Below are 19,803 nucleotides of genomic sequence, written 5' to 3'. Positions count from 1 at the left end.
ACAACAAGCAACGAGGTTTCCCATGCGTGAAGTGGTGATCGTCGACAGCGTCCGTACCGGCCTGGCCAAGTCCTTCCGCGGCAAGTTCAACATGACCCGGCCCGACGACATGGTGGCCCACTGCATCGACGCGCTGCTGGCGCGCAACGGGCTGGACCCGCTGCTGGTGGACGACTGCGTGGTCGGCGCCGGCTCCAACGAGGGCGCCCAGGGCCACAACATCGGCCGTAACGCCGCGGTGCTGTCGAAGCTGGGCATCCACGTCGCCGGCATGACCCTCAACCGTTACTGCTCCTCGGGCCTGCAGGCCATCGCCATCGCCGCCAACCAGGTGGCCTCCGGCTGCAGCGACATCATCGTGGCCGGCGGCGTCGAGTCCATCACCCTGACGGCCAAGTCGCGCAACACCGACCACTTCGTCAACCCGCGCCTGGAAGCGGAATTCCCGGGGATCTACTACCCCATGGGGCAGACCGCCGAGATCGTCGCCCGCCGCTACAACGTCACCCGCGAGGAACAGGACCTCTACGCCCTGCAGAGCCAGCAGCGCACCGCCCGCGCCCAGGCCGAGGGCCTGTTCGACGACGAAATCGTGCCGATGAACGTGCGCTACGCCGTGGAAGACAAGGCCACCGGCGAGAAGAAGGTGGTCGAAGGCGTGGTCGACCGCGACGACTGCAACCGCCCGGACACCACCCTCGAAGGCCTGAACTCCCTGAAGCCGGTGTTCGCCGAGGACGGCTCGGTGACCGCCGGCAACGCCTCGCAGCTTTCCGACGGCGCCTCCATGACCCTGGTGATGAGCCTGGATAAGGCGCTGGAGCTGGGCCTCAAGCCCAGGGCCTTCTTCCGCGGCTTCACCGTGGCCGGCTGCGAGCCGGACGAGATGGGCATCGGCCCGGTGTTCTCGGTGCCGAAACTGCTCAAGGCCCGCGGCCTGCAGATCGACGACATCGACCTCTGGGAACTCAACGAAGCCTTCGCCTCGCAGTGCCTGTACGCACGCAACCGCCTGGGCATCGACAACGAGAAGTACAACGTCAACGGCGGCTCCATCTCCATCGGCCACCCCTTCGGCATGACCGGCTCGCGCCAGGTCGGCCACCTGGTGCGCGAACTGCAGCGGCGCAACCTGCGCTACGGCATCGTGACCATGTGCGTGGGCGGCGGCATGGGCGCCACCGGCCTGTTCGAAGCGGTCCGCTGAGCCTGGCGGCCGTCCCCACGCAAGAGGGCCGATAGCGAAGCCCCGGCAGTGATGCCGGGGCTTTTTTCGTTGGAGGGGCTTTCGTAGGAGCGAGTTTGCTCGGGAACAGAGTTTCCCGGCGGCTACGGTGCAAGCGTTGACGCCGTCCCCTCTCCCTAACCCTCTCCCTGAAGGGAGAGGGGACCGTTCGGTGTGCTCGGGTATTTCGGCGTTAGCCGGCTACCGCGAAGTTTCCGACTGACGCCAAATCTTCTCTCGGCACGGACAAGCCCCCTCTCCCTTCAGGGAGAGGGCTGGGGAGAGGGAGCGGAGTCAATCCCGAGCGATGATGCCGCCGGGAAACTCTGTTCCCGAGCAAACTCGCTCCTACGAAAAGAACCTGCCCCTGGAAGACCCCCAAAGAAAACCCCGGCACCTGGCCGGGGTTCATGACTCGCCTAAAAAACCGAACAACACCTACTGCGCCACCCGCGCATACAACCCGGCGGCCTGCTGCATCCGGCTGATGTACTGCATCACCTCGCGTTCCGCATCGAAGCGGGTGAAGAACGGCCCTTCCAGCGTGCCCTCGCGGGTCGAGAAGAAATACTGGCCATTGACCGCGCTGATCCGGTCGCTCCGATAGTGGGTGCCCGGCTCGCCGTCAGTCACTCTTTTACCGAACATGAAGACACCTCCCACACCTGCGGGTTAATGATTTCAGTGTAGCCAGGCCCTGCGGCGGCGTGGCGCAGGCGACGAATGGACGGCGGCGGGGGCCCTGGCGGCTATGCTCAATGGCCAGCGGCACGAGGCTGGTCGACTATATATCTGTTTGGTTATAAGAAAATCAAAATATATTCTTTTTAATGAATTCCGGCCTTGTGCATAGTGAACCCACACGAACCAGGAGCCCAACCCATGAGTCTGCGTCTCGGCGACATCGCCCCCGACTTCGAACAGGAATCCAGCGAAGGCCGCATCCGTTTCCACGAGTGGCTTGGCGACAGCTGGGGCATCCTCTTCTCCCACCCGGCGGACTTCACCCCGGTGTGCACCACCGAGCTGGGCCTGACCGCCAAGCTCAAGGACGACTTCGCCAAGCGCGGCGTCAAGGTCATCGCGCTGTCGGTGGACCCGGTGGAGTCCCACGTGAAGTGGATCGACGACATCAACGAGACGCAGAACACCGTGGTCAACTTCCCCATCATCGCCGATGCCGACCGCAAGGTCTCCGAGCTGTACGACCTGATCCACCCGAACGCCAACGACACCCTGACCGTGCGTTCGCTGTTCGTCATCGACCCGAACAAGAAGGTGCGCCTGACCATCACCTACCCGGCCAGCACCGGGCGCAACTTCAACGAAATCCTGCGGGTGGTGGACTCGCTGCAACTGACCGACAACCACAAGGTCGCGACGCCGGGCAACTGGCAGGACGGCGACGAGGTGGTCATCGTGCCCTCGCTGAAGGACGAGGACGAAATCCGCCAGCGCTTCCCCAAAGGCTACCGCGCGGTCAAGCCGTACCTGCGCCTGACGCCGCAGCCCAACCGCTGATTTTCCCGCGGCTGCCCCGCGCGGCCGCACCTGTTCCAAACCACGAGTAGGGTATTCGGCCGGTTCGCCGGCCGCCTTTTTTTCTGTTCCCGCCCGGCCCCGCGCCGCGCTTTCTTTCCGCTCTGACTTGCCCGCCACACGGGGAGAAGACGTCAGCCACGCCGCCAAGGAGATCGACCATGGGTCCGTCCACCTGGCGCCGCAGCCTGACCGCCGCTCTCCTGGCGTGTCTGCCGCTCGGTGCCTTCACTTCCGCCGCTCACGCCGAAACCCCGAAGGAAGTCCGCCTGGACTACGCCTACTACGCGCCCACCAGCCTGGTGCTCAAGCACTTCGGCTGGCTGGAGCAGGCGCTCAAGCCCCAGGGCACCGAGGTGCCCTGGGTGTTCAGCCAGGGCAGCAACCGCTCGCTGGAATACCTCAACGCCGGCAGCACCGACTTCGCCTCCACCGCGGGGCTGGCCGCGGTACTCAGCCGCGCCAACGGCAGCCCGCTGAAGACCGTGTACATCGCCTCGCGCCCGGAATGGACCGCGCTGGTGGTGCCCAAGGACTCGCCGCTCAAGTCCCTGGCCGACCTCAAGGGCCGCAAGGTGGCCGCCACCAAGGGCACCGATCCCTACCTGTTCCTGCTGCGCAGCCTGCAGAGCGCCGGCCTGGGCAAGGGCGACGTGGAGATCGTCCACCTGCAGCACCCCGACGGCCGTACCGCGCTGGAGCGCGGCCAGGTGGACGCCTGGGCCGGGCTTGACCCGCACATGGCGGCCAGCGAGCTGCAGGCCGGCTCGCGCCTGCTGTACCGCAACGTCGACTTCAACAGCTATGGCGTGCTCAGTGTCACCGAGCGCTTCGCCCGCGAGCAGCCGCAACTGATCAAGCAGGTCATCGGCGCCTACGAGCGGGCCCGCCACTGGGCCATCGAGCATCCGGAGGAGACCGCCAGGCTGCTGGCCGAAGAGGCCAGGCTGCCGCTGGAGGTCGCCAGGCTGCAGCTCTCGCGCACCGACTTCAGCCAGCCGCTGCCCGGCGCCGAGCAGGTCGCCGCGCTCAAGGCCGCCGCGCCCATCCTGGTGGATGAGCAACTGGTACGCCCCGGCACCGACGTGGCCAAGGTGGTGGACCAACTGATCGACCCGCAACTGGCCGGCGAGGTCATCGGCAAGCAACCGCTGGCCAGGGCGCAGTGAATCATGGACGTGCCCAGCCAGCCCCTCGACCTTGGCCGTAGCCGCCGCCTGGTGCTGTCGTTGCGGCCGCGCCCGCTGCGCTGGCGGGCCTGGGTGCTGCCGCTGCTGCTGTGCGCCGCGCTGGAGATCGCGGTGCGCGCCGGCTGGCTGGCGGAAAACCAGATGCCGGCGCCCAGCAGCGTCGCCCTGACCCTCTGGCAACTGGCCCACGGCGAGCTGTGGCAGCACATCGGTGCCAGCCTCGCGCGGGTGGCCGGCGGCTTCGCCATCGGTTCCTTCGCGGCCCTGGTGATCGGCACCTGGGTCGGCCTCAGCCGCCGCGCCGAGGCCTACCTGGAGCCGAGCTTCCAGGCCCTGCGGGCCATCCCCAGCCTGGCCTGGGTGCCCTTGCTGCTGCTCTGGCTGGGCATCGACGAGACGCCCAAGGTGGTGCTGATCGCCCTCGGCGCCTTCTTCCCGGTGTACCTGGCGCTGGTCGCCGGGGTGCGCGGGGTGGACCGCAAGTGGGTGGAGCTGGGCCGGCTGTACCACCTGTCCAGCTTCGCCCTGGCACGGCGCATCCTCTTGCCGGCGGCGCTGCCGAGCCTGTTCACCGGGCTGCGCGGCGCCCTCAGCCTGAGCTGGATGTTCCTCGTCGCCGCCGAGCTGATCGCCGCCACCCGCGGCCTGGGCTACCTGCTCAGCGACGGCCGCGAGACCTCGCGGCCGGACATCGTCATCGCCGCCATCCTGGTGCTGGCCGTGCTCGGCAAGCTCAGCGACGGCCTGCTCAAGGCCGTGGAGCGGCGCGCCCTGGCCTGGCGCGACAGCTTCGAAGGCCTGGAGGAGAGGGCATGAGCGCGCTGCTGGAACTGAACAACATCCGCAAGAGCTTCAACGGCCTGCGCGTGCTCGACGACGTCAGCCTGGCGCTGGCGCCGGGGGAAGTGGTCAGCCTGCTGGGCCCCAGTGGCTGCGGCAAGAGCACCCTGCTGCGCATCGCCGCCGGCCTGGACGCCGATTTCGCCGGGCAGCTGCAGCGCAACCCGCTGCTGGGCTTCGGCCCGGACGGCGAGAGCGGCCGCGGCGGCGGCATCGGCGTGGTGTTCCAGGAGCCGCGCCTGCTGCCCTGGCTGACAGTGGCGCAGAACGTCGGTTTCGCCGACGGCTGGCTGGCCGACGATGCGCGTATCGCCCGGCTGCTGCACGACGTCGGCCTGGAAGGCAAGGGCGGCCTGCTGCCCAAGCAGCTCTCCGGCGGCATGGCCCAGCGCGCGGCCATCGCCCGCGGGCTCTACGGCCGGCCCCAGGTACTGCTGCTGGACGAGCCCTTCAGCGCGGTGGACGCCTTCACCCGCCTGCGCCTGCAGGACCTGATCCAGGACCTGGCGCTGGAATACGACATCAGCATCCTGCTGGTCACCCACGACCTCGACGAAGCCTTCTACCTGGGCGACCGCGTGCTGCTCCTGGGCGGCACCCCGAGTCGCCTGCGCCGCGAGTTCCCGGTCCCCCTGCAACGCCCCCGCGACCGCCGCGCGGTGGAGCTGGCGTATCTGCGGGGGGAGGCGCTGACGGAGTTGCAGCATTCCCACGTCATCTAGGGCTGCAGGCGGCAGGCTGCAGGCTGCAGGCCAAAGCAGGAGCGAGCACCGCCTGCAGCCTGCCGCTTGTATCCTGCAGCTATAAGCAAATGAATAAATAACATTTATTGGAATATCAAAACCCCTGTTAAGGTCTATGCATGTTGGTTAGCGAGCCGGCTTCAAGCCGGCTCTTTCAGTTATAAGGAAGCGTGCAATGTATGTGGTCACCCTCGCCGGCAGTCCCAGCCAGCGTTCCCGTTCCGCGGTCCTGCTGGACGTTGCCCGGCAGTGGCTGCACGAGCGTGGGGTGGAGGTGCGTTCCTACCAGGTGCGCGACTTCGCCGCCGAGGACCTGCTGCATGCCCGCTTCGACAGCCCCCAGGTGCTGGAGCTGCTGGAGCAGGTGGCGCGGGCCGACGGCCTGGTGATCGCCACCCCGGTGTACAAGGCTTCCATCGCCGGCGCCCTCAAGGTGCTGCTGGACCTGCTGCCCGAGCGCGCCCTGAGCCACAAGGTGGTGCTGCCCCTGGCCACCGGCGGCAGCAGCGCCCACATGCTCGCCGTGGACTACGCGCTCAAGCCGGTGCTGGCGGCGCTGAAGGCCCAGGAGATGCTGCACGGCGTGTTCGCCGAGGATTCGCAGATCGCCTACGCCACGGCCGATAGCCCGGCGCAGCTGGCGCCGGTGCTGGAACAGCGCCTGCTGGAATCCCTTGAACAGTTCCACGGCGCCCTGGCGCGGCGGCCCCGGCCGATCGATCCGAACCTGCTCAACGAGCGGCTGCTGAAGGCGCGCTGGAGTATTTGAGAGAGGCGGCTGCAGGCTGCAAGCGGCAAGCTGCAAGAAGAAGCGTGGAGCGCTACCGAGCCTCGAATAGGCAGGTGCATGTCCGCCAGACAACAAGAAACCAGGTCCTCAGCATCCCGCCAACGGGAGCGCAGGTCCGGCGAGCACACGACGACGAAGGAGCAAGCAATGCGCAACCTCACTTTGCGTGGTGGACTGGCGGCCCTGCTGATCGCGGCCCTGGCCCACGGCGCCCAAGCCGAAGAACGACCCGGTACCCTGCGTATCGGCTACCAGAAGTACGGCACCCTGGTGCTGCTCAAGGCCCGCGGCACGCTGGAGAAGCGCCTGGCCGAGCAGGGCATCAAGGTGCAGTGGACCGAGTTCCCCGGCGGCCCGCAGCTGCTGGAAGGGCTGAACGTCGGCAGCATCGACTTCGGCGTGACCGGCGAGACGCCGCCGGTGTTCGCCCAGGCCGCCGGCGCCGACCTGGTGTACGTGGCCAACGAGCCGCCGGCGCCTACCAGCGAGGCGATCCTGCTGCCCAAGGATTCCCCCATCAAGTCCGTGGCCGAGCTCAAGGGCAAGAAGGTCGCCCTGAACAAGGGTTCCAACGTGCACTACCTGCTGGTGCGCGCCCTGGAGGAGAACGGCCTGAAATACAGCGACATCCAGCCGGTGTACCTGCCCCCGGCCGACGCCCGTGCCGCTTTCGAGCGTGGCGCCGTCGACGCCTGGGTGATCTGGGACCCGTACCAGGCCGCCGCCGAGAAGCAGCTGCACGCCCGCACCCTGGTCGATGCCCGCGGCCTGGCCGACAACCACCAGTTCTACCTGGCCACCCGCACCTACGCCAAGGAACACCCGCAGGTGCTGACCACCCTGGTGGAAGAAGTGCGCTCGGTGGGCGAGTGGTCGCAGCACAACCCCGAGCAGGTCACCGAACAGGTCGCCCCGCTGCTCGGCCTGCCCGCCGACATCACCCTCACCGCGGTCAAGCGCCAGGGCTACGGCGCGCAGTTCATCACCCCGGAAGTGACGGCCAAGCAGCAGAAGATCGCCGACATCTTCACCCAGCTGAAGCTGATTCCCAAGGCCCTGAGCATCAAGGACGTGGTCTGGACGCCGCCGGCCAAGGTAGCCACCAGCAACTGAACCTGTAGGAGCGAGGGGGACGCCTAGTTCTTGCTCGCGAACGGATTTCCCTGCCGCTCTGAAGCTGGGCGGGTTCGCGAGCAAGCTCGCTCCTACAAAAAACTGCGAACGTTAAACAAATCATCGCGCGGCTACGCCACGCCGGCGCGCTCACTCTGGAGTTATAGCGATGAGCCTCAACATCTTCTGGTTCCTTCCCACCCACGGCGACGGCCATTACCTTGGCACCGCCGAGGGCGCCCGCGCGGTCGACCACGGCTACCTGCAGCAGGTGGCCCAGGCCGCCGACCGCCTCGGTTTCGGCGGGGTGCTGATCCCCACCGGGCGTTCCTGCGAGGATTCCTGGCTGGTCGCCGCCTCGCTGATCCCGGTGACCCAGCGCCTGAAGTTCCTGGTCGCGCTGCGCCCGGGGATCATCTCGCCGACCGTGGCCGCGCGCCAGGCCGCGACCCTCGACCGCCTGTCCGGCGGCCGGGCGCTGTTCAACCTGGTCACCGGCGGCGACCCGGACGAGCTGGCCGGCGACGGCCTGCACCTGAACCACGAGGAGCGCTACGAGGCCTCCGTCGAATTCACCCGCATCTGGCGCCGCGTGCTGGAAGGCGAGACCGTGGACTACCCCGGCAAGCACATCCAGGTACAGGGCGCCAAGCTGCTCTACCCGCCGATCCAGCAGCCGCGCCCGCCGCTGTACTTCGGCGGCTCCTCGGAAGCCGCCCAGGACCTCGCCGCCGAACAGGTCGAGCTGTACCTGACCTGGGGCGAGCCGCCGGCCGCGGTGGCCGAGAAGATCGCCCAGGTCCGCGAGAAGGCCGCGAAGCACGGCCGCAGCGTGCGCTTCGGCATCCGCCTGCACGTGATCGTGCGTGAAACCAACGAGGAAGCCTGGAAGGCCGCCGACCGCCTGATCAGCCACCTCGACCAGGACACCATCGACCGCGCCCAGGCCTCGCTGGCCCGCTTCGACTCGGTGGGCCAGCAGCGCATGGCCGCCCTGCACGGCGGCAGCAAGGACAACCTGGAAGTCTCGCCGAACCTCTGGGCCGGCGTCGGCCTGGTGCGCGGCGGCGCCGGCACCGCGCTGGTCGGCGACGGCCCGACCGTGGCCGCGCGGGTGCAGGAATACGCCGACCTCGGCATCGACACCTTCATCTTCTCCGGCTACCCGCACCTGGAAGAGTCCTACCGCGTCGCCGAACTGCTGTTCCCGCACCTGCAGCTGGCCCGCCCGCAGCAGCCCGAAGCCCGCGGCTACGTCAGCCCCTTCGGCGAGATGGTGGCCAACGACATCCTGCCCAAGCAGGCCGCGCAGAGCTGAAGTCGACTTTGTAGGAGCGAGCTTGCTCGCGAACCCCGCGAGCAACCCGGAGAAGCACAAGACATGAAGACAAATACTCTCAACCAAGTGGCCCAGCGCCTGGCGCCCTGGGCCCTGCCGGTGGCCCTGGTGCTGGTCTGGCAGGTGGCGGTGGAGGGGGGCTTCCTCTCCAGCCGCATCCTGCCGGCGCCCAGCGCGGTGGTGGAAGCCGGCTACCAACTGGTGAAGAGCGGCGAGCTCTGGCAGCACCTGGCGATCAGCACCTGGCGCGCCGCCATCGGCTTCGTCATCGGTGGCTCCATCGGCCTGGCCCTGGGCCTGGTCACCGGCCTGTCGAAGTGGGGCGAACGCTTCCTCGACAGCTCGGTGCAGATGATCCGCAACGTGCCGCACCTGGCGCTGATCCCGCTGGTGATCCTGTGGTTCGGCATCGACGAGTCGGCGAAGATCTTCCTGGTCGCCCTCGGCACCCTGTTCCCCATCTACCTGAACACCTACCACGGCATCCGCAACATCGACCCGGGGCTGCTGGAAATGGCGCGCAGCTACGGCCTGTCCGGCTTCGCCCTGTTCCGCCAGGTGATCCTGCCCGGCGCGCTGCCGTCGATCCTGGTCGGCGTGCGCTTCGCCCTGGGCTTCATGTGGCTGACGCTGATCGTCGCCGAGACCATCTCCGCCAGCTCCGGCATCGGCTACCTGGCGATGAACGCCCGTGAGTTCCTGCAGACCGACGTGGTGGTCCTGGCGATCCTGCTGTACGCCGTGCTGGGCAAGCTCGCCGACCTCGCCGCCCGTGGCCTGGAACGCGTCTGGCTGCGCTGGCACCCGGCCTACCAGGCCAAGGGAGGTGCGGCATGAATGCGCTCAGCACACCGCAGAACCTCAAGCAGGGCATCCCGCTGGCGCTGGACGGCGTGGTCAAGCGCTTCGGCGAGCGCGAGGTGCTCAAGGGCATCGACCTGCGCATCCCCGCCGGCCAGTTCGTCGCCATCGTCGGCCGCAGCGGCTGCGGCAAGAGCACCCTGTTGCGCCTGCTGGCCGGCCTCGACGCCCCCAGCGACGGCCAGCTGCTGGCCGGCTCCGCGCCCCTGGAGGAGGCCCGCGACGGCACCCGCCTGATGTTCCAGGACGCCCGCCTGCTGCCGTGGAAGCGGGTGATCGACAACGTCGGCCTGGGCCTCAAGGGCGACTGGCGCAAGCAGGCCCTGGAAGCCCTGGAAGCGGTGGGCCTGGCCGACCGCGCCCGGGAATGGCCGGCCAGCCTGTCCGGCGGCCAGAAGCAGCGCGTGGCCCTGGCCCGTGCGCTGATCCACCGGCCGCGCCTGCTGCTGCTGGACGAGCCGCTGGGCGCGCTGGACGCGCTCACCCGCATCGAGATGCAGCGGCTGATCGAGAACCTCTGGCAGCGCCATGGCTTCACCGTGCTGCTGGTCACCCATGACGTCAGCGAGGCGGTGGCCGTCGCCGACCGGGTGATCCTCATCGAGGAGGGCGAGATCGGCCTGGACCTTACGGTCGACCTGCCGCGCCCGCGCTCCCGCGGCTCGGCGCGCCTGGCCGCGCTGGAAGCCGAGGTGCTCGACCGCGTGCTGGCGCTGCCGCCGCTGCCGCCCGAACCGGAACCCGTGTCCCCACTGCCCACGCAACTGCGCTGGGCGCTCTGATCCACCGTTCATCCGTGCACTACCGACATTCCCCATAGGAGAAACGCCATGACCATCAAAGCCATCAACGTCCGCAACCAGTTCAAGGGCACCGTGAAGGAAATCATCGAAGGCCCGGTGCTCTCGGAAATCGACGTGCAGACCGCCGCCGGCATCGTCACCTCGGTGATCACCACCCGCTCGGTGAAGGAGCTGGAACTGGCCGTGGGCAGCGAAGTGATCGCCTTCGTGAAGTCCACCGAGGTGTCCATCGCCAAGCTGTGAGGCGGTAGGGGCGGCGTTTCCGCTGCCTTGGGTGCGAAAAAAAGAAGGCGGACGCCCCCTGGGGACGTCCGCCTTTTTTCGTCCGGGGCCTTACATCAGCGCCTGGCGCAGCGCCGCCATGTGCGCGAGGTAGTCGATCAGCTGGTCCAGCTCGGTGTCGCTGAGGGTTTCCGGGGCGAAGCCGGGCATCTTCGCCTGGGGCCAGCGGCGCAGGCTCTGCGGGTCGCGGATGTAGGCGTGGAGGAAGTCCTTGGCGAAGTACTCGGTGGGGCTGTGGGGCTGGTTCAGGTCCGGGCCGAACTGGGCGTCGCCGGCGCCGTTCAGGCGGTGGCAGGCCAGGCAGTGCTTCTGGAACAGGGCGAAGCCGGCCTGCACGTCGGCGCTGGCGTCCTTGGCCGGGAGCAGGGCCGGGAAGCGGATTTCCACCGAGTCCAGCACGCGCAGGGTGCTGACCTGGAAGGGCCACTGCTCCGGGCCGATGGCCGAGGCCTGCGGGTCGCTCCAGACCAGGTAGAAGGGCCCGGCCGAGGGCTTGCCCTGGCCCAGCGGCGGCCAGGGTTTCTTCTCTTCCTCGATGGCCAGCCAGGCCCGCGCGCCTTCCTTCTGCAGCAGCGGCGCGGCCGGCAGTTCGGCGGCGAAGCCGTCCAGCGCCACGGCCTGCACGTGGGCGCGGCCGTCCACGCCCTCCAGCAGCGCCGCCAGCGGCACCGCGCGGTAGTGCATGGTGCGCTTGTAGGCCACGTCGTCCTTGATCTCGATGCTGCGCGCCTGGGCGTTGGACAGCAGTTGCGCGCTGCTCAGCGTGCGCGTGCCGGTGGGCAGCTCCAGGGTGAGTTCGGCGGCGAATACGGTGGGGCAGAGCAGGATCAGCAGCGGCAGGATGAAGCGCATGGGCGGGCTCCAGCGATGGGCTGCGCAAACATAGCAGAGGATGCCGACGAACGGCACTGCCACCTGTGCTGCGAGGGCCGCGGCCCCTCGGGCGACGCCGGCTTCGCAGCAGCAGGCGGACGGTTGGCTAGCCGACCAGGCGACTGAGGTTGGGGATGATGAGCACCACTGCGGTAACGAAGACGATCAGGCTGGCCTGCCGCCATTTCTTCGGTTGTTGATCCATCATGATGTTCTTCCGCCTTTCTTGTTGTTGGCCTGCCCCCGCGCGCTCGTTACGGCCCGGCGCGGGTGGCTGCGACCTTGGCTTTGCATACCGGCCACCCCGGCAAGACCCGGCAGCGACGTCCCATAGGTACTGTGAAATTTCAGTCTAAGCCCCGGCTGGCGCGGGCTTAGACGATCTGGCAGCAAATCCTATGGTTCCAGGCATATTCCATCTATATGACAAGGCGGTGACGGCTCTGGCCTGCGGCCCGACCGCCCATCCGACCGCCCGTCGGAGCGCCGCCCAGAGCGGTGCGCCAGGCGACCGCCGGTCGCCTGGGCTGAGCGCGGGAGTCAATCCGCCTGAGCGATCCGGTCATTGCCGGCCGTCGCCACGCGGTTAAGGTAGGCCGACACGCTGCCTGCGTGACCTCTACGCCAAAAGAGCACTCCAAGAGAGAACGCCATGACCGAAGCATTGATTTACGACGCGGTGCGCACGCCCCGCGGCAAGGGCAAGAAGGACGGCGCGCTGCACAGCGTCAAGCCGGTCAACCTGATGGCCGGCCTGCTGCGCGCGGTGCAGCGGCGCAACCAGCTGGACACCGCCCAGGTCGACGACATCGTCCTGGGCTGCGTGACGCCGGTGGGCGACCAGGGCGCCGACATCGCCAAGACCGTCGCGCTGGTGGCCGACTGGGACGAGCAGGTGGCGGGCGTGCAGATCAACCGCTTCTGCGCCTCGGGCCTGGAGGCCGTGAACCTGGGCGCGATGAAGGTGCGCTCGGGCTTCGAGGACCTGGTGCTGGTGGGCGGCGTGGAGTCCATGTCGCGCGTGCCCATGGGCTCGGACGGCGGCGCCTGGGCGCTGGACCCGGAAACCAACCTGCACGCCAGCTTCGTGCCCCAGGGCATCGGCGCCGACCTGATCGCCACCCTGGAAGGCTTCAGCCGCGCCGACGTCGACGCCTTCGCCCTGCGCTCCCAGCAGAAGGCCGCCAAGGCCCGCGCCGAGGGGCTGTTCGCGAAATCCCTGGTGCCGGTCACCGACCAGAACGGCATCGTCCTGCTCGACCACGACGAATTCATCCGCGCCGACTCCACCCTGGAAGGCCTCGGCGCGCTCAAGCCGAGCTTCGAGATGATGGGCCAGATGGGCTTCGACGCCACCGCCCTGCGCAAGTACAGCTACGTCGAGCGCATCGAGCACGTGCACACCCCGGGCAACAGCTCGGGCATCGTCGACGGCGCCGCCGCCATGCTCATCGGCTCCGAGGCCAAGGGCCGCGAGCTGGGCCTGAACGCCCGCGCGCGGATCGTCGCCACCGCGGTCACCAGCACCGACCCGACCATCATGCTCACCGGCCCCGCGCCGGCCACCCGCAAGGCCCTGGCCAAGGCCGGCCTGCGCGTCGACGACATCGACCTGTTCGAGGTCAACGAGGCCTTCGCCTCGGTGGTGATGAAGTTCATGAAGGACATGGGCGTGCCCGAGGGCAAGGTCAACGTCAACGGCGGCTCCATCGCCATGGGCCACCCCCTGGGCGCCACCGGCTGCATGATCCTCGGCACCCTGCTCGACGAACTGGAGCGGCGCAACCTGCGCTACGGCCTGGCCACCCTCTGCGTGGGCGGCGGCATGGGTATCGCGACGATTATCGAAAGGGTTTGAGGCCGGAGAACAAGAAATGACCGACGCCATCCGCTACGCTTTTCAGTACGAGAAGGGCCAGGACAACATCGTCGTCCTGACCATGGACATGCCCGGCCAGAGCGCCAACACCATGAACGCGGTCTACCGCGAGGCCATGGCCGCCACCGTCGCCCGCCTGGAGGCCGAGAAGGACGCCATCGCCGGCGTGATCCTCACTTCGGCGAAGAAGACCTTCTTCGCCGGCGGCGACCTCAACGAACTGATCAAGGTCACCAAGGCCGACGCCCAGGCCTTCTACGAAGGCATCCTGGTGCTCAAGGGCCAACTGCGTCGCCTGGAGACCCTCGGCAAGCCGGTGGTGGCCGCCATCAACGGCGCGGCGCTGGGCGGCGGCTGGGAAATCTGCCTGGCCTGCCACCACCGCATCGCCCTGGACGAAAGCCACGTGCAGTTGGGCCTGCCGGAAGTCACCCTGGGCCTGCTGCCCGGCGGCGGCGGGGTGGTGCGCATGGTGCGCCTGCTGGGCCTGGAGAAGGCCCTGCCGTACCTCGCCGAAGGCAAGAAGGTGCGCCCGGAGCAGGCGCTCAAGGCCGGGCTGATCCACCAGCTGGCCGGCAGCCGCGAGGAGATGCTGGCCAAGGCCCGCGAGTGGATCGCCGCCAATCCCAACGCCAAGCAGCCCTGGGACAGCGCCGGCTACAAGATTCCCGGCGGCACCCCGTCCAGCCCCAACGTGGCGCAGATGCTGGCCATCGCCCCCTCGGTGCTGCGCGACAAGACCAAGGGCTGCTTCCCGGCGCCGGAGAAGATCATGTGCGCCGCGGTCGAGGGCGCCCAGGTCGACTTCGACACCGCGCAGCTGATCGAGGCGCGTTACTTCACCGAGCTGACCACCGGCCAGGTGGCGAAGAACATGATCGGCACCTTCTGGTTCCAGCTCAACGAGATCAACGCCGGCAAATCGCGCCCCCAGGGCTACCCGCAGTACCAGACGAAGAAGGTCGGGGTACTCGGCGCCGGCATGATGGGCGCGGGCATCGCCTACGTCTCGGCCGCGGCCGGCATCGAGGTGGTGCTCAAGGACGTCTCCATCGAGGCGGCGGAGAAGGGCAAGGCCTACTCGGCCGCGCTGCTGGACAAGAAGGTCGGCAAGGGCCAGATGACCGCCGAGAAGCGCGACGCCTTCCTCGCCCGCATCAAGCCCAGCGCCAGTGACGCCGACTTCGAGGGCTGCGACTTGGTCATCGAGGCGGTGTTCGAGGACCGCGTGCTCAAGGGCAAGGTCACCGCCGCCGCCGAGGCAGCCGCGCTGCCCGACGCGGTGATCGCCTCCAACACCTCGACCCTGCCGATCACCGGCCTGGCCCAGGCCGTGGCGCAGCCGCAGAAGTTCATCGGCCTGCACTTCTTCAGCCCGGTGGACAAGATGCCGCTGGTGGAGATCATCCGCGGCGAGAGGACCGACGACGCCACCCTGGCCCGCGCCTTCGACTACGTGCTGCAGATCAGGAAGACCCCGATCGTGGTCCACGACAGCCGCGGCTTCTTCACCTCGCGGGTGTTCGGCACCTTCACCAACGAGGGCCTGGCCATGCTCGGCGAAGGCGTGCCGGCGGCGATGATAGAGAACCAGGCGCGCCAGGCCGGCATGCCGGTGGGCCCGCTGGCGATCAGCGACGAAGTCTCGCTGAGCCTGATGAGCCACATCCGCGAGCAGACCCGCAAGGACCTGGAAGCCGAGGGCAAGGCCCTGCCGCGGCACCCGGCCTTCGCCGTGGTCGACCTGATGCTCAACGAGTACAAGCGCCCGGGCAAGGCGGCCGGCGGCGGCTTCTACGAGTACCCGGCCAACGGCAGGAAGCACCTGTGGCCGGAACTGAAGCAGCACTTCGAAAAGGCCGACGGGATGATCCCGGCCGAGGACGTGCGCGACCGCATCCTCTTCGTCCAGGCCATCGAGACGGTGCGCTGCGTGGAGGAGGGCGTGCTGCGCTCCACCGCCGACGCCAACATCGGCTCGATCTTCGGCATCGGCTTCGCCGCCTGGAGCGGCGGCGCGCTGCAGTTCATCAACCAGTACGGCCTGCAGGACTTCATCGCCCGCGCCCAGTACCTGGCCGAGCAGTACGGCGAGCGCTTCGAGCCGCCGGCGCTGTTGCTGGACAAGGCGGCACGCGGCGAGGCCTTCTGAGGGACTTTCGTAGGAGCGAGCTTGCTCGCGAACGGCATTTCCCGGCAGCTATGGTGCATTGGATTGACTCTGCCCCTCTCCCCAGCCCTCTCCCTGAAGGGAGAGGGGGCTAGACCGTGCCGAGAGAAGGAATGGTTTCCTCCGGAAACCACCAAGGCTGCCGGCTGACTCGGGAAAACCAGACCGCACCGAACGGTCCCCTCTCCCTTCAGGGAGAGGGTTAGGGAGAGGGAACAGAGGTGGGCTTGGCAGCGGAGCCACCGGGTAGCACGTTCGCGAGCAAGCTCGCTCCTACGAAAAACGCCAATGCAGCAAAACCGCCCCCCCACGGCCGGTTTTTTCTTGCCGGCAAGCACCGTAGGATGGCGTAGAGCGCAGCGAAACCCATCGCCTCCGGACCCGCCATGCCCGACGACCCAACACCGCGGCGCACAGCGCCGGGCAGGTCCACGCCATGGCCCTGGGCAACCTGCAGGGCGAGTACGCCTGGGTGCTGGAGACGGCGCAGGCACAGGCGATGGCGCGGGGCGGCTGAGCAGTCGGTCGCCATCGTTCCCGCCGGCATTGATGCGCGGCGTTTTTTCGGGTATTTCCCCTGAAATTCCGACGCATGGAATGGCTTTGCCATCTTGTATCGTGAAAAAACAGTGTGTAGTTTTCACGGAGCGTGCAGTTTGTTAAGAAAACGCGCGTTCGTGCCCGCTTAACATCAGGAACCCACCACTACATGTCGCTGCAAATCTGCATTCTGGAAACCGATATCCTGCGTCCCGAGCTGATCGACCAGTACACCGGCTACGGCTGGATGTTCCAGCAGCTGTTCGCCAAGCAACCGGTGCCCGCCGAGTTCAAGGTGTACAACGTGGTGGAGGGCCATTACCCGCCCGACAGCGAGCACTACGACGCCTACCTGGTGACCGGCAGCAAGTACGACTCCTTCGGCGACGAACCCTGGATCCGCAAGCTCAAGGATTACCTGCTGACCCGCTACGAGCGCGGCGACAAGCTGCTGGGCGTGTGCTTCGGCCACCAATTGCTGGCCCTGCTGCTCGGCGGCAAGACCGAGCGCGCCGACCAGGGCTGGGGCGTGGGCATCCACGACTACCGCATCGAGGAACAGCCGCAGTGGATGCAGCCGGCACTGGACGACCTGACCCTGCTGGTCAGCCATCAGGACCAGGTCACCCGGCTGCCCGAGGGCGCCCGGCGCATCGCCAGCAGCGACTTCTGCCCGAACGCCGCCTATGCCATCGGCGACCAGGTGCTGTGCTTCCAGGGCCACCCGGAGTTCGTCGCCGACTACTCCCAGGCGATCCTCGACCTGCGCCGGGAGATCTTCAGCGAACCGGTGTACCAGAAGGGCGTCGACAGCCTCGACCGCGAGCATCAGGGCGCCACGGTGGCGGAGTGGATGATGCGCTTCGTCCAGCTGGGCCGTAAGAAGGACGAGCAGAACGCCGCCTGAGTCCGCCGCGCCCCACCAACGCCGCTCCCCGGAGCGGCGTTTTCATTCACGTCGGAACTCGAGCGTAGGAGCGGACTCCGTCCGCGATCCAGCTACCCGGCGGTGCCAGGCCCATCGCGGATAAATCCGCTCCTACAGGTATGCAAGCGCTTCGGCGCGGCCGGCAGGTCAGAGCCAATCCGCCTGCTTGAAGCTGACGTACAGCCCGATGCAGCCGATCACCAGCAGGCCCATCACCAGGAAGTAGCCGTAGTGCCAGTGCAGCTCCGGGATGTACTCGAAGTTCATCCCGTAGATGCCGGCCACCGCGGTGGGCAAGCCGAGGATCGCCGCCCAGGCGGCGAACTTGCGCTGCACCACGCTCTGCCGCGAGGACTCCAGCAGCAGGCCGACCTCGATGGTCTGGCTGGCGATGTCGCGCAGCGAGTTGAGGTCTTCCAGCAGGCGGTTGACGTGGATGGCCACGTCGCGGAAGTACGGGCGCATCTGCTTGTCGATGAAGGGGAAGTCCAGGCGCTGCAGCTCCTGGCAGATTTCCACCATGGGCGCCGCGTAGTGGCGCAGCTTGAGCACCTCGCGGCGCAGGCCGTAGATGCGCTCGATCTCCTCCTGGCTCAGCGAGGTGCGCAGGGCGCGCTGCTCCAGCACCTCGATCTCGCCGCGGATTTCCTCCACCACCGGTTCGTAGTTGCCGACCACGAAGTCGAGCAGGGCGTAGAGCACGAAGTCGGTGCCGTGGGCCAGCAGCAGCGGGCGCGCCTCGCAGCGCTGGCGCACCTGCGAGTACGACTGCGAGAAGCCGTGGCGGGCGCTGATGATGTAGCCGATGCCGGCGAACAGGTGGGTTTCCACGAACATCAGCCGGCTGTCCGCGCGCACCGGCGAGTAGATCACCATGAACAGCGCGTCGCCGAAGGTCTCCAGCTTCGGCCGGCTGTGCTTCTCCAGGGCGTCGGAGATGGCCAGCTCGTGCAGGTTGAACTGCTTCTGCAGGTTCATCAGCTCTTCCGGCGTGGGTTCCTGCAGGCCGGTCCAGACGAAGTGGTCGGGCTGGCAGGCCCAGCGATAGCCCGCCTCCAGCGGGATATCGGCGACCTTCTTGCCCTTGCAGTAGACGGCGGATGCGACGACTCGACCCATGGCGCGTTCTCCCGGCAGGCGGAGGCGGGCGGTGCCGGCGGGCACCGGCGGCGATCTGCAAAGTATGGGCAAGCTGGCGCAGGCCGCCAGCGCGGGGCTCAGGAGTGCGGGCGCAGGCTCTGCTGCAGGACCGCCAGGGCGTTGGGCAGCACCTGGTTGAAGCGCTGGAACAGCGCGTTCTTGTCCACGCCTTCCGGCTGGACGTTGCGGCTGCCCTGGAAGCCGCCACTCAGGGCCAGCGCCACGAGCACCAGGATGCTGTACAGGCCGATGCTGGCGAGGGCGCCGTTGCGCAGGGTACGGGCGGTGGAGCGGTGCATGGCGATGGCTGCCGGAAGTGGGATTGCGGCCAGTTTCCCAGCAGTCTCGTCGATGGAATAACGATGTTCGTTGCTTTCAACTATCGGTGGAATTGATGTTTCGCCCCGCGCCGCGAGGGGGATGCGGCCTTGATGCGGGTCAAGGTCCGCGGTGCGGCCAGGCGTAACGTGAAGATAGACGGGAGCGCAAGACAAGGCTTCCGAGGTACCCCACCGAGCAAGGAAAGATTCATGATCCGAGAAGTTGAAGGCGACATTCTGCTGAGCAAGGCCCAGGTCATCGCCCATGGCATCGCGCCCCAGGACCCGTTCGACAGCGGCCTGGCCCTGGCCCTGCGCGAGCGCTGGCCGTCGCTGGTCCGCGACTACCGTCATGCGGCCCACGCCTCGGCGCCCGCGCCGGGTTCCATCTGGGCCTGGTCGGGGGTGGACGCCGATGGTTCGACCCGCGGCATCGTCAACCTGCTGACCCAGGACATGCAGGGCAGCGGGCGCAGCGCCAAGCCGGCCAAGGCCAGCCTGGAGAACGTCGGGCACTGCCTGCGGGAGCTGGCGAAGTTCGTCGAGGGGGAGGGAGTCCGCAGCCTGGCGCTGCCCTGCCTGGCCACTGGCGTCGGCGGGCTGGACTGGAAGGATGTGCGACCGTTGCTGGACAGGTATCTCGGCCATCTGGACATCCCGGTGCTGGTCTATGCGGTCTATCGCAAGGGCGTGGCTGCCGACGAGAAACTCGGCTGAGGCGCGGCCGGCGGCCTGGCGCGTCCCGGAAGCGGGGCGTGCGGGGCCGTCGGAGTGCCGGCGGGCGGCCGGTCAGCCCTGGTGGGCCGGGGCGTCGTGCTGCTGGTGGGCGGTCTGCTCGGCCTTGTGCTGCAGGGCGGCCTGGTTCAGGTTGACCATACGGTTCTGCATCAGCGGCGATTCTTCGGCGAAGCCGGCCTGGGCGCCGAGCAGGGTGGCGCTGGCGAGGAGGGCAGTGGCGATCAGTTGCAGTTTCATGATGAACACCTCGTTGGTTGCTTTTCCTGTGGGTTCATCAATAGGTTAACGCGCAATAATTTTTGAAAAAGACCGAACGGGCTTAATCAGTTTTGCCTTTTTCGTAACTATTCGAGGGGTATGGGAAGGCACGACCCGTAGGAGCGGGCCCTGCCCGCGAAATCGCGCGCAGGGCGCGCTCCTATGTATGGACTCACCCCCACCGTCAACCCGCTTTTGAACAGAGGAACCCGATTGCATCTATGTATTAGGC

The 19,803-nt window shown here is 67.7% G+C and carries 20 protein-coding genes; 15 read left to right on the top strand and 5 right to left on the bottom strand.

What is annotated here, in order from left to right; genetic code table 11:
• Nucleotides 1-22: 22 nt before the first annotated feature.
• A complete protein-coding gene (locus VV867_RS17805) occupies nucleotides 23-1,207 on the top strand; it encodes a thiolase family protein (RefSeq protein WP_275626957.1) in 1,185 nt (394 codons plus the stop codon).
• Nucleotides 1,208-1,663: 456 nt separating this feature from the next.
• Here the strand turns inward: VV867_RS17805 and VV867_RS17800 are convergent, their stop codons facing one another.
• Nucleotides 1,664-1,873 carry a DUF6316 family protein gene (locus VV867_RS17800; protein ID WP_009618794.1) on the bottom strand — a complete coding sequence of 70 codons (210 nt, stop codon included), beginning with the start codon at nucleotides 1,871-1,873 and terminating at the stop codon, nucleotides 1,664-1,666.
• 234 nt (nucleotides 1,874-2,107) lie between these two features.
• Between VV867_RS17800 and VV867_RS17795 the strand changes: the two genes are divergently transcribed.
• From VV867_RS17795 to VV867_RS17750, 10 genes are all read left to right on the top strand, one after another.
• Nucleotides 2,108-2,746, top strand: a complete 639-nt coding sequence (locus tag VV867_RS17795) for a peroxiredoxin (RefSeq protein ID WP_109937083.1) — start codon at nucleotides 2,108-2,110, stop codon at nucleotides 2,744-2,746.
• Between the two features lie 179 nt (nucleotides 2,747-2,925).
• A complete protein-coding gene (locus tag VV867_RS17790) occupies nucleotides 2,926-3,933 on the top strand; it encodes an aliphatic sulfonate ABC transporter substrate-binding protein (RefSeq protein WP_328567142.1) in 1,008 nt (335 codons plus the stop codon).
• Nucleotides 3,934-3,942: 9 nt separating this feature from the next.
• Nucleotides 3,943-4,770, top strand: a complete 828-nt coding sequence (locus tag VV867_RS17785) for an ABC transporter permease (protein ID WP_328567172.1) — start codon at nucleotides 3,943-3,945, stop codon at nucleotides 4,768-4,770.
• The gene (locus VV867_RS17780) at nucleotides 4,767-5,516 is read left to right on the top strand and encodes an ABC transporter ATP-binding protein (RefSeq protein ID WP_109937084.1); all 750 of its coding nucleotides are present in this window, start codon (nucleotides 4,767-4,769) and stop codon (nucleotides 5,514-5,516) included. The genes VV867_RS17785 and VV867_RS17780 overlap by 4 nt, the downstream gene beginning before the upstream one ends.
• Before the next feature lie 196 nt (nucleotides 5,517-5,712).
• On the top strand, nucleotides 5,713-6,306 hold the full coding sequence (gene ssuE / locus VV867_RS17775; protein ID WP_109937085.1) for an NADPH-dependent FMN reductase: 594 nt from the start codon (nucleotides 5,713-5,715) through the stop codon (nucleotides 6,304-6,306).
• Between the two features lie 168 nt (nucleotides 6,307-6,474).
• A complete protein-coding gene (locus tag VV867_RS17770; protein ID WP_328567141.1) occupies nucleotides 6,475-7,440 on the top strand; it encodes a sulfonate ABC transporter substrate-binding protein in 966 nt (321 codons plus the stop codon).
• Between the two features lie 169 nt (nucleotides 7,441-7,609).
• Complete coding sequence (gene ssuD / locus VV867_RS17765) at nucleotides 7,610-8,758, top strand: FMNH2-dependent alkanesulfonate monooxygenase (RefSeq protein WP_089394637.1); 1,149 nt, start codon at nucleotides 7,610-7,612, stop codon at nucleotides 8,756-8,758.
• Nucleotides 8,759-8,821: 63 nt separating this feature from the next.
• Nucleotides 8,822-9,616, top strand: coding sequence for an aliphatic sulfonate ABC transporter permease SsuC (ssuC, locus tag VV867_RS17760; RefSeq protein WP_043272099.1), 795 nt, complete (start codon nucleotides 8,822-8,824; stop codon nucleotides 9,614-9,616).
• The gene (gene ssuB / locus VV867_RS17755) at nucleotides 9,613-10,422 is read left to right on the top strand and encodes an aliphatic sulfonates ABC transporter ATP-binding protein (RefSeq protein WP_109937088.1); all 810 of its coding nucleotides are present in this window, start codon (nucleotides 9,613-9,615) and stop codon (nucleotides 10,420-10,422) included. The genes ssuC and ssuB overlap by 4 nt, the downstream gene beginning before the upstream one ends.
• Nucleotides 10,423-10,470: 48 nt before the next feature.
• Nucleotides 10,471-10,686, top strand: a complete 216-nt coding sequence (locus VV867_RS17750) for a TOBE domain-containing protein (protein ID WP_089394640.1) — start codon at nucleotides 10,471-10,473, stop codon at nucleotides 10,684-10,686.
• 90 nt (nucleotides 10,687-10,776) lie between these two features.
• Here VV867_RS17750 and VV867_RS17745 read toward each other — a convergent pair whose 3' ends face one another.
• Nucleotides 10,777-11,577, bottom strand: coding sequence for a c-type cytochrome (locus VV867_RS17745; RefSeq protein ID WP_109937089.1), 801 nt, complete (start codon nucleotides 11,575-11,577; stop codon nucleotides 10,777-10,779).
• Nucleotides 11,578-12,250: 673 nt separating this feature from the next.
• Between VV867_RS17745 and VV867_RS17740 the strand changes: the two genes are divergently transcribed.
• From VV867_RS17740 to VV867_RS17730, 3 genes are all read left to right on the top strand, one after another.
• The gene (locus VV867_RS17740; RefSeq protein ID WP_328567140.1) at nucleotides 12,251-13,456 is read left to right on the top strand and encodes an acetyl-CoA C-acetyltransferase; all 1,206 of its coding nucleotides are present in this window, start codon (nucleotides 12,251-12,253) and stop codon (nucleotides 13,454-13,456) included.
• Nucleotides 13,457-13,472: 16 nt separating this feature from the next.
• Complete coding sequence (locus tag VV867_RS17735) at nucleotides 13,473-15,629, top strand: 3-hydroxyacyl-CoA dehydrogenase NAD-binding domain-containing protein (RefSeq protein ID WP_328567139.1); 2,157 nt, start codon at nucleotides 13,473-13,475, stop codon at nucleotides 15,627-15,629.
• A gap of 727 nt (nucleotides 15,630-16,356) precedes the next feature.
• Entirely contained in the window at nucleotides 16,357-17,094 is a 738-nt protein-coding gene (locus VV867_RS17730) for an amidotransferase (RefSeq protein ID WP_089394644.1), read from the top strand.
• A 168-nt stretch (nucleotides 17,095-17,262) separates the two neighbouring features.
• Here the strand turns inward: VV867_RS17730 and VV867_RS17725 are convergent, their stop codons facing one another.
• The gene (locus tag VV867_RS17725) at nucleotides 17,263-18,234 is read right to left on the bottom strand and encodes a magnesium and cobalt transport protein CorA (RefSeq protein WP_109937092.1); all 972 of its coding nucleotides are present in this window, start codon (nucleotides 18,232-18,234) and stop codon (nucleotides 17,263-17,265) included.
• A 98-nt stretch (nucleotides 18,235-18,332) separates the two neighbouring features.
• Nucleotides 18,333-18,554, bottom strand: coding sequence for a hypothetical protein (locus VV867_RS17720; protein ID WP_109937093.1), 222 nt, complete (start codon nucleotides 18,552-18,554; stop codon nucleotides 18,333-18,335).
• Nucleotides 18,555-18,785: 231 nt separating this feature from the next.
• Between VV867_RS17720 and VV867_RS17715 the strand changes: the two genes are divergently transcribed.
• On the top strand, nucleotides 18,786-19,292 hold the full coding sequence (locus VV867_RS17715) for a macro domain-containing protein (RefSeq protein WP_109937094.1): 507 nt from the start codon (nucleotides 18,786-18,788) through the stop codon (nucleotides 19,290-19,292).
• Nucleotides 19,293-19,364: 72 nt separating this feature from the next.
• On the opposite strand, the gene VV867_RS17710 is transcribed toward VV867_RS17715, so the two are convergent.
• Nucleotides 19,365-19,550 (bottom strand): hypothetical protein, encoded by a 186-nt coding sequence (locus VV867_RS17710; protein ID WP_109937378.1) that lies wholly within the window; start codon nucleotides 19,548-19,550, stop codon nucleotides 19,365-19,367.
• Nucleotides 19,551-19,803: the final 253 nt, after the last annotated feature.

Source organism: Pseudomonas sp. JH-2 (assembly GCF_036231725.1).
GTDB lineage: Bacteria > Pseudomonadota > Gammaproteobacteria > Pseudomonadales > Pseudomonadaceae > Pseudomonas > Pseudomonas delhiensis.
This window is presented reverse-complemented; position numbering and strand designations above follow the sequence as displayed.